Raw genomic sequence first — 14735 nt, forward strand, 5'->3', positions numbered from 1 at the left:
TCCGCCCGCCCCGCCAAGAGCGCTTGACACGCCGGCGGTAGGCTGGCCGCATCCTGACCAGCCCCGGTGCGACGCGCCGGTCATACCCCGGAGATCGGAGGTTCCCATGTCTGTTTCCGCCGCCACGTCCCGTGCGCACAAGGCGATCATCGGCGAGCCCGAGGTCGTCGAGGACGGCCGGGCCTCCGGTGTGGAGCGCTCCCCGGCATGGCTGTCGCTGAAGGACGCCGCCACGGCCCTGCAGTCCCTGCAGGCGCAGGACGGGTCGGTTCCGGATGCCGCGGATCATCCCGCCGCCGCGTCCCTCGTGGAAGAGATCACCGCCGCGATCGAGGAGCTGGCGCCGCGCTTCCCGCACGACGCGGAGTACCTCGAGGCCTCCGTCGCCGACTTCGCGCGGTGGCAGGCCGAGGGGTTCGGCGTCCCGGACTTCCTGGACTCCCTCGTCGCGTTCCAGCCGCAGCAGCATCGCATCGACGGCATCCGGCACCTCGTGGTGTTCCCGATGTACACGCAGAACGGCTCCCGCGACCGGCACGTCGAGGCCGTGCTGGCCGAGGTCATCTGGCCCGAGTTCATCGCGCGGCTGGAGCAGGAGTACACCAACCGGCTGTTCGTGTCGCTGCGCCTGGTGGACTTCACACCCGGGTACGACACGAACTCCGCCGTGCTGTTTCCCGAGACGGTCGCGATGCGCGAGATCCCGACCTTCACGTGGGGCGCCATCTTCCAGGACCGCGAGGCCGCCCGGTACCGACGCGTCGTGGACGCCGCGGCGGCGATCACGAAGCTCGAGCTGCCCGCCGACGCTGCCCGGATGCTGGAGGACCAGGCACTCGCCGAACGCGCGTTCGTGATGTGGGACATCATCCACGACCGGACGCACATGCGCGGCGACCTGCCGTTCGATCCGTTCATGATCAAGCAGCGCATGCCGTTCTTCCTGTACTCGCTGGAGGAGTTGCGGTGCGACCTGACGGCGTTCCGCGAGTGCGTCGCGATCGAGAAGCGGCTGCGGGCGCGCGTGGAGGACGCCGCCGCCGGTGAGCCGGTCGAACCGCTGGATGCGGCGGAGGCCGCGATGCTCGAGCACGCCACGCTCGTGCAGTACGCGGTGATCTTCGACCGCATCTTCCGGTTCGCGATCACCGGTTCGCGGGTGCGCAACTACGACGGGGTCGGCGGCCAGCTGCTGTTCGCCTGGCTGCACCAGCGCGGAGTGCTGCACTGGACCGACACGTCGCTCGCGTTCGACTGGGACGAGGTCCCGGCAGCGGTCGTGGCGCTCGGGGATGCGATCGACGAGCTGTACTGGCGCTCGATCGACCGGCCGAAGACAGCGCACTGGCTCGCGGCATATGAGCTCGTGCGCGGCGTGCTGACGCCGCATCCGGCATCGCCGTGGGCGCGGGGCCTTCCCGACGAGGTGCTCTCGGGCACCCCGAAGGGCTACACGGATGCGGTGCTGGACGACGAATTCCCGCTGTCGATGTTCTACGAGGCGCTCGAGAAGAAGATGCGCGCGGTCATCGCGTCGACCGCGGGGATCCGCGGCACCGACTGACCCCCGCATCCCCCCTGCCCGGCACCTTCCCCGGGTTCGGGGCGGATCGCGTGCTTCGGGGCGGGTATTTCTCGCCCCGAAGCACGCCTCGCGCCCCAAACCCGGGTTGGGGCGAGCGGCGCGCGGGTACGCGGCGGGATCAGCGCACGGCGAGGATCGCGTCCCAGACGGCGTCGGCGACCTCGCGCTTCGTGCCCTCGGCCCGCGCGAGCGCGGCACCGTCGCGCCCGACCACCGTCACGACGTTGTGGGTTCCGCCGAAACCGGCCTCCCACCCGACCCGGTTGGCCACGAGCAGGTCGACGCCCTTGCGCGCGACCTTGCGGCGCGCGCGGTTGAGCAGCGCCTCGTCGTCGTCCTCCGTCTCGGCGGCGAACGCGACCACGGTCTGCCCGGGGAGGCGGCGCTCGGCGAGCCCCGCGACGATGTCGGGGGTGCGGACCAGCTCGAGCGTGAGTCCCGTTCCGCCGGCGTCTTCCTTGCTGAGCTTGTGCTCGCTGACTTCGGCGACGCGGTAGTCCGACACCGCCGCGGCCATGACGACGACATCGGCGACGGGCGCGGCGCGGCCCATGGTCGCTTCCAGCTCGGCGACCGTGCTGGTCCGCTCGACGCGGATGCGCGGGTGCGCCGCGGCCACATCGAGCACGCCGTCATCCACGTGCCCCACCACGAGGACGACCTCTGCCGCGCGGTCGGCGGCGGCCAGCGCCAGGGCGACGCCCTGCCTGCCGCTGGAGCGGTTTCCGAGGAACCGCACGGGGTCGATCGGCTCGCGCGTGCCACCGGCGGACACGACGACGGTGAGCCCCGCCAGGTCGACGCGCTCGGGTACGAGCGCAAGAGCGACCGCAACGATCGTCTCCGGTTCGCTCATCCGCCCAGGACCGGAGTCACCGCCGGTGAGCGGTCCGTCGGCCGGGCCCACCATCGTGACGCCGCGTGCGGCGAGGGTCGCGACATTCGCCCGGGTGGCGGGATGCTGCCACATCTCGGTGTGCATCGCCGGGGCCACCACCACCGGCGCGGAGGTGGCGAGCAGCGTCGTTCCCAGCAGATCGGACGCGAGACCCGCCGCCATCGAGGCGAGGGTGTTCGCGGTCGCCGGTGCGATGATCACGAGTTCCGCGCGACGGCCGAGGGCGACGTGCCGCACCTCTGCCACGTCGTCGTGCACACTGGTGGACACGGGGTTGCGGCTGATCGCTTCCCACGTGGTCAGCCCGACGAAACGCAGTGCGTCCTCGGTGGGAATCACGTGCACCTCATGGCCGTTGGTCACGAGGAGCCGGACGAGATGCACGGTCTTGTACGCGGCGATCCCACCGGTGACGCCCACGACGATGAACACGCGCCCATCCTTCCACGGGGCAGGCGCAGGCGGGAGAAATGCCATGTGCACCGTCATCCTCTCTGTTCCGGAGGACCCGACAGCGCCCACGCGCGTCCTCGCCGTGCGCGACGAAGACCCCGGGCGGCCCTGGGATGCGCCGGGGCCGTGGTGGCCGCAGTCGCATCCGGGCGTGGTCGGCGTCCGCGATGCGCGGGCCGGGGGGGCATGGATGGCGGCGGATCCGGCGCGAGCGCGGCTCGCGGTCATCCTCAACCGGCGCGAGGTGGCCGGCGCGACCGAATCCCGCGGCGCCATCGTGCTCGACGCGGTCGACGGGCGACCGCCGGCGTCGGCGCCGCGCACGAACGGCTTCAACCTCGTCGTGGTGGACGAGGAGGGCACCCGGGTGACGTCGTGGGACGGGGACGCGCTACGGGAGACGCGGCTGGCTCCGGGCGTGCACATGATCGCGCATGACGACGTGGACGATGAGGGGACACCGCGCATCGCCCGGTGGCTCCCGGAGTTCGCGGCTGCCGCGGCGGGGACATCGGGTGTGGCCGGATCCGCTGCATCCACGCCGTGGTGGCGGGACTGGATGGCGGTTCTCGACCGCAGCGCCGGACTGCCACCCACCGACGACCGCGCCATCGTCCGCGACAACCGGCCGTACGGGGTTCCGACGCTGTCGCTGCTCGTCTGCGCCGCATCCGTCGGCCCGGACGGCGTGGACCTCGCCTACGGCGAGCTCGACGAGCCCGGTCAGTGGAATCGGCTCGAACTCGTGTCGCGCGTGCCCCCGCGTTCCTAGACTGGGCGCATGACGGCACATCAGCCCGACATCGACGTCGTGCCGGACGAACTCGTCGCCGGCCGACTCATCCTCCTCGCCGGTGGTACGAGCGCCGCGGGACGCGCGGCCGCCGCGACGCTGTCGGCCGCGGGCGCTCGGGTGATCGTGGCCGGTCGCGACGCGGCCAAACTCGACGCGTTACGCGCCGAAATGCCCGCCGTCGCGGTCGAAGCCTGCGACCTGACCGATGAGTCGGGCGTCGTGGCGATGGCCGAACGGGTGCGCTCCCGTCACGGCCGCATCGACGGCATCCTGCACCTGGTGGGGGGATGGCGAGGCGGCGGCGGGCTCGCCGGCCAGAGCGACGCGGACTTCCGGGCGCTCGAGGTGTCGCTCACCGCCCTGCGGCACGTCTCGCGGGCGTTCGACGCCGATCTGAATGCCTCCACCGCCGGGAGGCTGGCGATCGTGTCGTCCACCGCGGCGGCGCGACCCCTGGCCGGAGGCGCGAACTATGCCGCGGTCAAGGCCGCGAGCGAAGCGTGGACGCGCGCCGTGGGACAGGGGTTCGCGAAGGCTGCGCGCGACGCCGGCGGCCCGCAGACGGCTGCGTCGGTGATCTTCCGCGTGCGGAGCCTCGCCGGGCTCGAAGCGGCCCTCGCCGACGCTTTCGTCGCCCTGTGGGACGACGACGCCTCCGTGTGGAACGACACGGTCCTCGAGCTGAGCACCCCCGACTGACCCCCGCCCCCCGCTCCTCGCGCTCCCTCGCGCTCCCTCGCCGAGAAACGACGATCCGGACGAGAAACGACGCGGCGCGCTGTGTTTCGACCGGGATGTAGTTTCTCGGCGTCGGCGCGGCGGCTCCGGGCGCACCTAGGCTGGGATGTCGTGACTGCACTGCATGACGCCGCCGTGCGCGGCTTCGCCTCCGACAACTACTCCGGCGTCCACCCCGAGGTTCTGGCCGCGATCGCCGCCGCCAACGAGGGGCATCAGATCTCCTACGGCGAGGACGTCTACACCGCGCGGCTGAAGGACGTCTTCGTCGAGCACCTGGGCGAGGGCGTCGAGGCCTATCCCGTCTTCAACGGCACCGGCGCCAACGTCGTGGGGCTCCAGTCCATGCTCCCCCGCTGGGGCGCGGTGATCGCCGCATCCACCGCCCACATCAACGTCGACGAGGGCGGGGCGCCGGAGCGCGTCGGCGGGATCAAGATCCTCAACGTCCCCACGGACGACGGCAAGCTCACCCCCGAGCTCATCGACCGGGAGGCGTGGGGATGGGGCGACGAGCACCGGGCGCAGCCGCTCGTGGTGTCCCTCGCCCAGTCCACCGAGCTCGGCACGCTCTACAGCGTCGACGAACTCCGCGCCATCTCCGAGCACGTGCACGAGCGCGGGATGCGGCTGCACATGGACGGGGCGCGGATCGCCAACGCCGCCGCATCCCTCGGTCTGCCGCTGCGCGCCTTCACGCGCGACGTGGGTGTGGACGTGATGAGCTTCGGCGGCACCAAGAACGGCGCGATGATCGGCGAGGCGATCGTCGTCCTCGACCCCGAGGCATCCACCGGCCTCACCTACCTGCGCAAGCTCGACATGCAGCTGTCGAGCAAGATGCGGTTCGTCTCGGCGCAGCTGATCGCGCTGCTCGACGGCGACCTCTGGCTGCGCAACGCCTCGCACGCCAACGCAATGGCGCAGCGCCTGCGTGCCGGCATCGAGGCGGGCCTCGCGGAGGGCACGATCCGAGGGATCGCGTTCACCCAGCCGACGCAGGCGAACGGCGTGTTCGCGACGGTGCCCGAGGGCGTGGCGGATCGGCTGCGGGAAAGCTTCCGCTTCTACGACTGGGATGCCACGCGCCGCGAGGTGCGGTGGATGTGCAGCTTCGACACGACCGAGGCCGACATCGACGCGTTCCTCGAGGTCATCGCGCGGGAGACGACCGCCGCCGGGGCCTGACCGCCCGCGCCCCCGCCCCGCACCCGCGCCCCCGCACCCGCGCCCGGGGCGCCCCGCGAGACAGGGCATTTTCGGCGAGACACGACGCGCTGCGGTACGTCTCGCCGAAGATTTCGTTTCTCGGCGAAGGCGCGCGGGGCGAAGGCTCAGGCGGGGCCGGCCGTCAGCGCAGGGCGCCGACGCTCGCGAGCGCCAGGCGGATGAGGGTGCCGCGGCCGCCCTCCATCTCGTCGGCGAGCGCGTCGGAGGACGCCTCCTCGGGTGAGAGCCACGTCACCTCGAGCGCATCCTGCCGGGGCTCGCAGGTTCCCGACACCGGCACCACGAAGGCGAGCGACACGGCGTGCTGCCGGTCGTCGTGGAACGCGGTCATCCCCGGCAGCGGGAAGTACTCCGCGACCGTGAACGGGGTCGGCTGCGGCGGCAGCGTCGGGAACGCCATGGGCCCGAGGTCGTTCTCGAGGTGGCGGAAGAGCGCGTCGCGCACCGTCTCGCCGTACCGCACGCGCCCCGACACGATGGTGCGGCTCATTTCGCCGATGGGTGTCGCGCGCAGGAGGATCCCCACCTGCACCACGGCTCCCATGCCGTCGGTGCGCACCGGCACCGCCTCGACGTAGAGGATCGGCATCCGCCGTCGGATCTCGGCGAGCTCGACGTCGCTGAGCCACCCGGGATTGCCGGAGGTTCCCCCCGCCGAGCCGGAGTCGAAGGGCGAACCGAGCGGCTCGCTGCGGGCGTCGTCGTCGTTGCCGTCGGCGGGGTCGGGATCCGGGGTGCGCACAGGCATGCTCCCTGTATACCAACCCACCGCGAAATCGCGCTGATCCCGGACGGATGTCCCGGCTTCGGCGCCGGCTGGAAGGATGGGCCGCATGAGCCAAACGCCCCGCATCGACGCCGACCTCGTCGTCTGGAGCGCCCCACCCGCAGAACGCGCCGACCGCCCCGTGCTGGTCCTGCTCCACGGATACGGCGCGGATGAACGCGACCTGTTCGCGTTGGCCGAGCACCTCCCCGACGCGTTCGTCTTCGCGGCCGTGCGGGCGCCGTTGGCCCCGCCGTGGCCGTCGCCGGGGTACTCCTGGTATCCGATCGAGGGTCTGGCCGGTCGCGACGCGTCGGCGGTGACCGCGGCCGCGGCGGGAGTGGTGGAGTGGGTGGATGCTGTCGCCGGGGCCGCACGCGTGGGACTGCTCGGCTTCTCGCAGGGCGCCGCGGTGGCACTGCAGGCGATGCGGCTGGATCCCGAGCGGTTCGCTTTCGCGGTGAACCTGTCGGGATACGCCACACCGGGCGCGCTCCCGGGAGACCCGGCCCTTGCCGAGCGAAAGCCGCCGGTCTTCTGGGGACGCGGAACCCGCGACGACGTCATCCCCGAGCCCCTCGTGGCGCACACCGTGGACTGGCTGCCCGCCCATGCCGAGCTCACCGGACGCGTCTATCCGGGGCTCGCGCACAGCGTGTCGGCGCAGGAGCTCGCCGACGTGCACGCGTTCCTCACGAAGCGCCTGGACGACGGCGCCAGGCCGTGATGCGCGCACGCAGCCCGCGAAGTGGTTGCGTCGCTGCAACTGCTCGATTATCGTGGCCGAGCCCTGTTCCGAGTGTGAGGACCCCCTCCGGTGAAGATCGACCTCGCTTCCGCGCCCCTGTCCGCGCGCTGAACCGTCGACCCGCCGTAACTCGGCAGCCTCTGCCGGCCTGAAAGGCCGCGGCGGTCCGGTGTCAGTGCCTGCACCACCGGAGCATGATGTCCGCCCTCTCTTCCTCCTCTCTCGTCTTCGATTCCGTGTCCCTCGTGTGGGATGACGGCACCGCGGCCCTCCGCGACGTGTCCGGCGCCTTCGGCATCGGCCGCACGGGGCTCGTCGGTCGCAACGGATCGGGCAAGTCGACCCTGCTGCGGATCGCCGCGGGCGACCTGCAGCCGACCTCCGGCCACGTGTTCCGCTCCGGTGAGGTCGCGTACCTGCCCCAGCGGCTCACCCTCGATGTCGACCGCCCCGTCGCGGACCTGCTCGGGGTGAGCGCCGCGCTGACGGGCCTGCGGGCCATCGAATCCGGCGACCCCGACCCGCGCCACTTCGAGGCGGTCGGCGACGACTGGGACGTGGAGGCGCGCGCGATCGCCGCGCTGGCCGAGGCCGGGCTGCCGCCGGATGCCCTCGGCCGGACGATCGGCTCGCTCTCGGGTGGGGAGGCGATCCTCGCCGCGATCGCCGGCATCCGCCTCGGCGACGCCCCTCTGACGCTGCTGGACGAACCGACGAACAACCTCGACCGCGACGCGCGCGGAAGGCTCGCCGAGATGGTGCGTTCGTGGCGCGGCACGCTCGTCGTGGTGAGTCACGATGTGACCCTCCTCGACCTGATGGATGACACCGCAGAACTCTACGAGAACACCCTCTCCGTGTTCGGCGGCCCGTACTCCGCGTGGCGGGAATGGCTGAATGCGGAGCAGGATACTGCGCGCCAGGCCGAGCGGACCGCCGCGCAGGCGGTGCGACGCGAGAAGCGCGACCGCATCGAAGCGGAGCACAAGCTCGCCCGGCGGGCGCAGATGGGGCACAAGGCACAGGTCGAGAAGCGCGTCCCCGGGATCGTGGCCGGCGGCCGCAAGCACGCGGCGCAGGTGTCGGCCGGTCGCCTTCGCACCGAGGTGCGTCAGAAGGAGGCGGGGGCTCGCGCTGCGTGGGATGCGGCCGACCGACGCGTGCGGGACGACGACGTGATCCGCATCGACCTCCCCGATCCCGGGGTAGCCGGTGCGCGCCGCATCCTCAGCCTCGGCGACGGCGAGCGCACCTGGATCGTGCAAGGCCCCGAGCGGGTGGCGATCGTCGGTCCCAACGGCATCGGCAAGACGACACTGCTCGAGCAGATCATCGGGAACGTCGGCGGCGGCTTCGGCGCGAGTTCGGTGACGGCCCAGCTGCACACCGACCGGGTCGCGTACCTGCCGCAGCGGGTGGACGGGCTCGAGGAGGGGGCATCGGTCCTCGAGAACGTGCGGGCCGGAGCGCCCGACGTGCCGCCGGCCGAGCTCCGCAACCGGCTCGCGCGATTCCTCCTGCGCGGGGACGCGGTCGACCGGCCCGTGGCGACGCTGTCGGGAGGCGAGCGCTTCCGGGTGGCGCTGGCCCGGCTGCTGCTGGCCGATCCGGCCCCGCAGCTGCTGATTCTGGACGAGCCGACGAACAATCTCGATCTCGATACGGTCGACCGATTCGTCGACGCCCTCGCGGCCTACCGCGGAGCGGTGCTCGTCGTGAGCCACGACGATGCGTTCCTCGCCCGGATCGCGCCCGACCTCGTCCTCGCCCTGGGAGCGGAAGGGATCAGCGAGGTCTGAATCCGGGCTACAACCGTGGAAGGGTGATCCGGAAGCACGCACCCTCCACGACGGGATCCGCGTCGTCGCCAGCCGTCCCTCGACACGTGAGGCCGCGGTACCTTGCCGGAAAGCCCCCGCCCCGCCGCGCGGGGGTCGACCGCGCCCCGATGTCGGTGGTGCAGGAGAGGATGGAAAGGTGAGCGATGTGCTCGAACGCTTCAGTCCTGCCACGCAGGACTGGTTCCGTGGCGCGTTCGCGGCACCCACCGACGCGCAGATCGGCGCCTGGGATGCCATCTCCGCCGGCCGCCATGCGCTCGTGGTCGCGCCCACCGGGTCGGGCAAGACCCTGTCGGCCTTCCTGTGGGCGATCGATCGCGTCTTCCGTGAGACTCCGCCGACCGAGCCCGCAGCGCCCGCCGCACGCGGAAGACGTCGCGGCCCGGCGCCTGTGCCGCGCGGCACACGCGTCCTCTACATCTCGCCGCTGAAGGCCCTGGGGGTGGACGTCGAGCGGAACCTCCGCTCGCCCCTGGTCGGAATCGGCCAGTCGGCACGGCGGCTCGGTCTCGAAGCACCATCCATGACGGTGGGCGTCCGATCGGGAGACACGACCTCCTCCGACCGGCGCAAGCTCGTCACCACACCGCCTGACATCCTCATCACCACCCCCGAGTCGCTGTACCTGATGCTCACCAGTCAGGCCGGCGAGACCCTGCGCGACGTGCACACGGTGATCGTCGACGAGGTGCATGCGGTGGCCGCCACCAAGCGAGGAGCCCACCTCGCGGTGAGCCTGGAGCGTCTGGACGCCCTGCGTCAGGCGCGCGCCGAGGCGGCCGGCCAGAAGTATCGGCCCGCGCAGCGCATCGGACTGTCGGCCACCGTCCGCCCCATCGACGAGGTCGCCCGGTTCCTCGGCGGGGCGCAGCCGGTCGATATCGTCGCCCCCCGCGCCACGAAGGCCTACGACCTGCGCGTCATCGTCCCGGTCGTCGACATGCTCAACCCTCCCCCGCCGCCGGGCACCGAAGCTCCCCCCGCGGATGCCGGCGAGGACTGGTTCGCCGAGAACACCGAGGTCACCGGCTCGGTGTGGCCGCACGTCGAAGAGGCCATCGTCGACCGCATCCTGCAGCACCGGTCCACGATCGTCTTCTCCAATTCGCGGCGGCTGGCGGAGCGGCTCACCGGACGCCTCAACGAGATCTATGCCGAGCGGCTCGGCGTCGACCTGCCCGAGCCGACCGTCCCGGCGGCGATGATGGCGCAGGCCGGGGCCATCATCGGGGCACCGCCGGTCCTGGCGAAGGCGCACCACGGCTCCGTGTCCAAAGAGCAGCGCGCCCAGGTCGAGGACGAACTGAAGTCGGGAACGCTGCGCTGTGTCGTAGCGACCAGCAGCCTCGAGCTCGGGATCGACATGGGGGCGGTCGACCTCGTGATCCAGGTGGAGGCGCCGCCGAGCGCCGCGTCCGGCCTGCAGCGTGTGGGCCGTGCCGGTCACCAGGTGGGCGAGGTCAGCCGCGCGGCGCTGTTCCCGAAGCACCGCAGCGACGTGCTGCATACGGCCGTGGTGACCGAACGGATGCTCGCGGGCCGGATCGAGTCCATCGCCGTCCCCTCCAATCCGCTCGACATCCTCGCGCAGCAGACCGTGGCTGCCGCGGCTCTCGGCGCGATCGACGTCGAGGACTGGTTCGAAACGGTCAAGCGCAGTGCTCCGTTCCGCGCGCTCCCCCGATCGGCGTTCGAGGCCACCCTCGACCTGCTCGCCGGCCGTTACCCTTCGGACGAGTTCGCCGAGCTCCGTCCGCGGGTGGTCTGGGACCGCGACGCCGGAACGCTCACCGGCCGACCGGGCGCGCAGCGCGTCGCGGTGACCAGTGGAGGCACCATCCCCGACCGCGGACTCTTCGGGGTCTTCGTCGCCGGCGAGACGCAGAACGCGCGGGTCGGGGAGCTCGACGAGGAGATGGTCTACGAGTCCCGCGTCAACGACGTCTTCACCCTGGGCACGACGAGCTGGCGGATCGTGGAGATCACCCATGACCGCGTCAACGTGGTGCCCGCCTTCGGGCAGCCGGGCAAGGTGCCGTTCTGGCACGGAGACGGAATCGGCCGGCCTGCCGAACTCGGCGAGGCGCTGGGCAAGTTCTCCCGCGACGTGTCCACCGCCGGACGTGAGAAGGCGGAGGAGCGTCTCCGCGCATCGGGCTTGGACGACAACGCGATCACCAATCTCCTGTCGTATCTGGCCGAGCAGCGCGAGGCCACCGGAACTCTGCCGACCGACCGCACCCTCACGGTCGAGCGCAGCCGCGACGAAGTCGGCGACTGGCGCGTGATCTTGCATTCCCCGTACGGCATGCAGGTGCATTCCCCCTGGGCGCTCGCCGTCAACGCCCGCATCCGCGAGCGCCTCGGTGTCGAGGGTGCCGCGGTGGCCAGCGACGACGGCATCATCGCCCGTGTCCCGGATGCCGCCGCCGAACCACCCGGCGCCGATCTCTTCGTCTTCGAACCTGAGGAGCTCGAGCAGATCGTCACCGACGAAGTGGGCGGGTCGGCGCTGTTCGCGTCCCGCTTCCGCGAGTGCGCGGCCCGGGCGCTCCTGCTGCCGCGGCTGAATCCGAACCGCCGTGCCCCCCTCTGGCAGCAACGCCAGCGCTCGGCCCAGCTTCTCGAGGTGGCACGCCGCCACCCGACGTTCCCGATCATCCTCGAGACGCTCCGCGAGGTGCTGCAGGACGTCTACGACCTCCCGGGCCTGCTGCAGATCGTCCGCGGGATCGGCGAGCGGCGCATCCGCCTGGTCGAGATCACCACCTCACAGCCGTCGCCCTATGCCCGTGACCTGCTGTTCGGGTACGTCGGCGCCTTCATGTACGAGGGCGACTCGCCGCTGGCCGAGCGCCGGGCCGCAGCCCTGTCGGTCGATCCCGGGCTGCTCGGGGAGCTTCTCGGCAAGGTCGAGATGCGGGAACTCCTCGACCCTGACGTGCTCGCGCAGTTCGAACGCGAGGTCCAGCGGCTCGATCCCGAACGACGAGCGCGCGGTGTCGAGGGCGTCGCCGACCTCGTGCGCGTGCTCGGCCCGCTGGACGCTCCCGAGGTCGCGGCGCGGCTCGACACCGAGGGCGATGCCGCACGCGAGGCGGCGGCGCACCTCGAGCAGCTCATCGCCGACCGTCGCGCGATCCCGGTGACCATTGCGGGGCGGGCGCGCGTGGCGGCGATCGAGGATGCCGCACGCCTGCGCGACGCGCTCGGGGTGGCCCTCCCCGTCGGGCTCCCCAACGCCTTCCTCGAGCCGGTCGCCGACCCGCTCGGAGACCTGGTCGCCCGCTACGCCCGCACGCACGGCCCCTTCCCCGCGGCGGCGGTGGCCGAGCGGCTGGGGGTCGGTGTGGCCGTCGCGCGACTGACGCTGCAGCGCCTGGAGTCCCAGGGGCGCATGGCGAGCGGCTTCTTCCTTCCGGTCCCTGCGACGGGCTCCGCGACAGGTGCAGCCGGATCCGTTGCCGGCGACGACACCGAGTGGTGCGACGCGGAGGTCCTGCGCCGCTTGCGGATGCGGTCGCTGGCGGCGATCCGCGGAAGCGTCGAGCCCGTTGCACCCGAGGCCTACGCCCGGTTCCTCCCCGTGTGGCAGCACCTGACCCGTCCGCTCGAGGGCATCGACGGTGTCGCCGCGGCCATCGAGCAGCTGGCCGGCGTGCCCATTCCGGCGAGCGCGTGGGAGTCGCTCATCCTGCCCGCGCGAGTGTCCGGGTACGCCCCGGCGATGCTGGACGAGCTCACCGCGACCGGCGAGGTCGTCTGGTCCGGGCATGGCACCCTTCCCGGTCGGGACGGCTGGATCGCACTGCATCCGGCGGATGCTGCCCCGCTCACCCTCGCGGAGCCCGAGGACGAGATCGCCGCAGACAGCCTGGAGGCTCGGCTGCTGGAGGCGCTCGCTGCCGGCGGCGCCTACTTCGCGGCTCAACTTCGCGCGCTCACGAACGCCGACAACGAGCAGTCGGTGATCGAGGCACTGTGGTCTCTGACGTGGTCGGGGCGGGTGACCAACGACACGTTCGCGCCCGTCCGCACGCTCGTGAGCGGCGGCGGCCAGTCGCACCGGGTCGCGCGTAAGGCCCCGCGCGCGCGGATGTACCGCTCGGCCACGCTCCCCCGCACCTCCACCCCGCCTCGGCCACCGGCGATCGGCGGGCGCTGGTCGGTGCTTCCTCTCCCCGAGCCCGATCCGGCGCTGCGCGCCACGGCGACAGCGAGCCTGCTGCTGGATCGCTACGGGGTGGTCACCCGCGGCGCCGTGCAATCCGAGGGTGTCCCCGGCGGGTTCGCTCAGGTGTACCGGATCCTCTCCGGCTTCGAAGAGGCCGGGCACTGCCGGCGGGGGTACGTCATCGAAAAGCTGGGAGCGGCACAATTCGCCGCATCCACGACCGTCGACCGGCTGCGCGAGTTCGCCGGGCTGCCCGATCCCGCGCCGCTGCGCGCGGTGACCCTCGCCGCCACCGATCCCGCGAATCCCTACGGTGCCGCGCTGGCGTGGCCGGGGATCGAGGGCGTGAACCACCGTCCTGGGCGGAAGGCGGGCGGTCTCGTCGTGCTGGTGGATGGCGCGCTGACGTTGTACCTGGAGCGCGGCGGCCGCACGGCACTCGCCTTCACCGATGACGAGGACCGGCTGGCCGCGGCCGCGCGCGACCTCGCGGGCACCGCTCGATCGCGCCGGCTCGACACCCTCACGATCGAGCAGGTCAACGGCGCGTTCGTGTACGGCACCGCCGTCGGCCGGGCGCTGCGCGAGGCCGGTTTCGTCGAGTCGCCGCGCGGACTGACCCTCCGCCGGCTCACCGCCGGCGATGCGCTGCGCGAGGCGTCGCGTGCCTGAGGGCGACACCGTCCACCGCACGGCCGAGCGCCTGGCCGAGGCGCTCGTGGGTTCGGAGGTGACACGTTTCGACGTGCGGGTGCCGCGCAGCGCGACGGCCGACCTCCGCGGGGAACGGGTGGAGTCGATCGTCCCGCGCGGCAAGCACCTGCTCGAACGCATCGGGGCGTGGACGTTGCACTCGCATCTGAAGATGGAGGGCCGGTGGGATGTCTACCGTCCCGGCGAACGGTGGCGGCGCCCGGCGCATTCGGCCCGCGCGATCATCGGAACGGCACGAGCGGAGACCGTCGGATTCGACCTCGCGCTGGTGGAAGTGCTGCCCACGTCCGAGGAGGAACGCATCGTCGGGCATCTCGGACCCGATCCGCTCGCCGAGGACTGGGATGCCGCGGAAGCGGCCCGTCGGCTGGGAAGCGACCCCCGTGCGGCCCATGTAGCGCTCCTGGACCAGCGCAACGTCGCCGGATTCGGCAACGAGTACGTCAACGAGATGCTCTTCGTCCGCGGTATCCCGCCCGACCGACCGGCGACCGACATCGACGCGGCCGGCCTCCTGGACGTGGGCGTGCGGATGATCCGCGCGAATCTGCCCCGCCCGCAGCGCACATTCACGGGCGACAGTCGCCCGGGACGGCGCACGTGGGTGTATCGGCGGGACGGCAAGCCATGTCGGCGGTGCGGCACCCCGATCCGCGCCGGATCGCTCGGAGCGACCGCGACGAGTGAACGCAACGTCTTCTGGTGTCCCGTCTGCCAGGCGGACTGATCCCGCCCGACACACGCGGGGCGGCGGATGTCAAGACGGTAACGGAACCCCGGCGCAGGAGAGAT

10 protein-coding genes are annotated in these 14735 nt (G+C 72.1%); 8 read left to right on the forward strand and 2 right to left on the reverse strand.

Annotated features, from left to right (window positions below):
• The first annotated feature begins 106 nt into the window (after positions 1–106).
• On the forward strand, positions 107–1564 hold the full coding sequence (locus tag AC4FS1_RS09470; RefSeq protein WP_491154471.1) for a DUF6421 family protein: 1458 nt from the start codon (positions 107–109) through the stop codon (positions 1562–1564).
• A gap of 139 nt (positions 1565–1703) precedes the next feature.
• Here AC4FS1_RS09470 and coaBC read toward each other — a convergent pair whose 3' ends face one another.
• On the reverse strand, positions 1704–2915 hold the full coding sequence (gene coaBC, locus AC4FS1_RS09475) for a bifunctional phosphopantothenoylcysteine decarboxylase/phosphopantothenate--cysteine ligase CoaBC (protein WP_491154473.1): 1212 nt from the start codon (positions 2913–2915) through the stop codon (positions 1704–1706).
• A gap of 43 nt (positions 2916–2958) precedes the next feature.
• On the opposite strand from coaBC, the gene AC4FS1_RS09480 reads away from it, so the two are divergent.
• The 3 genes from AC4FS1_RS09480 to AC4FS1_RS09490 all read left to right on the forward strand — a co-directional run bounded on the left by AC4FS1_RS09480 (position 2959) and on the right by AC4FS1_RS09490 (position 5658).
• On the forward strand, positions 2959–3708 hold the full coding sequence (locus AC4FS1_RS09480) for an NRDE family protein (protein WP_491154475.1): 750 nt from the start codon (positions 2959–2961) through the stop codon (positions 3706–3708).
• A gap of 9 nt (positions 3709–3717) precedes the next feature.
• Positions 3718–4431, forward strand: a complete 714-nt coding sequence (locus tag AC4FS1_RS09485) for an SDR family NAD(P)-dependent oxidoreductase (protein ID WP_491154477.1) — start codon at positions 3718–3720, stop codon at positions 4429–4431.
• A 150-nt stretch (positions 4432–4581) separates the two neighbouring features.
• On the forward strand, positions 4582–5658 hold the full coding sequence (locus AC4FS1_RS09490) for a threonine aldolase family protein (protein ID WP_491154479.1): 1077 nt from the start codon (positions 4582–4584) through the stop codon (positions 5656–5658).
• Between the two features lie 163 nt (positions 5659–5821).
• On the opposite strand, the gene AC4FS1_RS09495 is transcribed toward AC4FS1_RS09490, so the two are convergent.
• Positions 5822–6448, reverse strand: coding sequence for an NUDIX hydrolase family protein (locus tag AC4FS1_RS09495; RefSeq protein ID WP_491154481.1), 627 nt, complete (start codon positions 6446–6448; stop codon positions 5822–5824).
• Positions 6449–6533: 85 nt separating this feature from the next.
• Between AC4FS1_RS09495 and AC4FS1_RS09500 the strand changes: the two genes are divergently transcribed.
• The 4 genes from AC4FS1_RS09500 (at position 6534) to AC4FS1_RS09515 (ending at position 14670) form a co-directional block, all read left to right on the forward strand.
• The gene (locus AC4FS1_RS09500; protein ID WP_491154482.1) at positions 6534–7193 is read left to right on the forward strand and encodes an alpha/beta hydrolase; all 660 of its coding nucleotides are present in this window, start codon (positions 6534–6536) and stop codon (positions 7191–7193) included.
• Between the two features lie 218 nt (positions 7194–7411).
• A complete protein-coding gene (locus tag AC4FS1_RS09505; RefSeq protein WP_491154483.1) occupies positions 7412–9013 on the forward strand; it encodes an ABC-F family ATP-binding cassette domain-containing protein in 1602 nt (533 codons plus the stop codon).
• A 178-nt stretch (positions 9014–9191) separates the two neighbouring features.
• Positions 9192–13901 (forward strand): ATP-dependent helicase, encoded by a 4710-nt coding sequence (locus tag AC4FS1_RS09510; protein ID WP_491154484.1) that lies wholly within the window; start codon positions 9192–9194, stop codon positions 13899–13901.
• Positions 13894–14670, forward strand: a complete 777-nt coding sequence (locus AC4FS1_RS09515; RefSeq protein WP_491154485.1) for a DNA-formamidopyrimidine glycosylase family protein — start codon at positions 13894–13896, stop codon at positions 14668–14670. Before AC4FS1_RS09510 ends, AC4FS1_RS09515 begins: the two co-directional genes overlap by 8 nt.
• Positions 14671–14735: the final 65 nt, after the last annotated feature.

This window comes from Microbacterium sp. Z12_35 (assembly GCF_058310475.1).

Bases quoted from the DNA above. Each gene is read 5' to 3' on its own strand.
- AC4FS1_RS09485 (WP_491154477.1), top strand. From the start codon at position 3,718: ATGACGGCACATCAGCCCGACATCGACGTCGTGCCGGACGAACTCGTC.
- AC4FS1_RS09480 (WP_491154475.1), top strand. From the start codon at position 2,959: ATGTGCACCGTCATCCTCTCTGTTCCGGAGGACCCGACAGCGCCCACG.
- AC4FS1_RS09500 (WP_491154482.1), top strand. From the start codon at position 6,534: ATGAGCCAAACGCCCCGCATCGACGCCGACCTCGTCGTCTGGAGCGCC.
- AC4FS1_RS09505 (WP_491154483.1), top strand. From the start codon at position 7,412: ATGTCCGCCCTCTCTTCCTCCTCTCTCGTCTTCGATTCCGTGTCCCTC.
- AC4FS1_RS09470 (WP_491154471.1), top strand. From the start codon at position 107: ATGTCTGTTTCCGCCGCCACGTCCCGTGCGCACAAGGCGATCATCGGC.
- AC4FS1_RS09495 (WP_491154481.1), bottom strand. From the start codon at position 6,448: ATGCCTGTGCGCACCCCGGATCCCGACCCCGCCGACGGCAACGACGAC.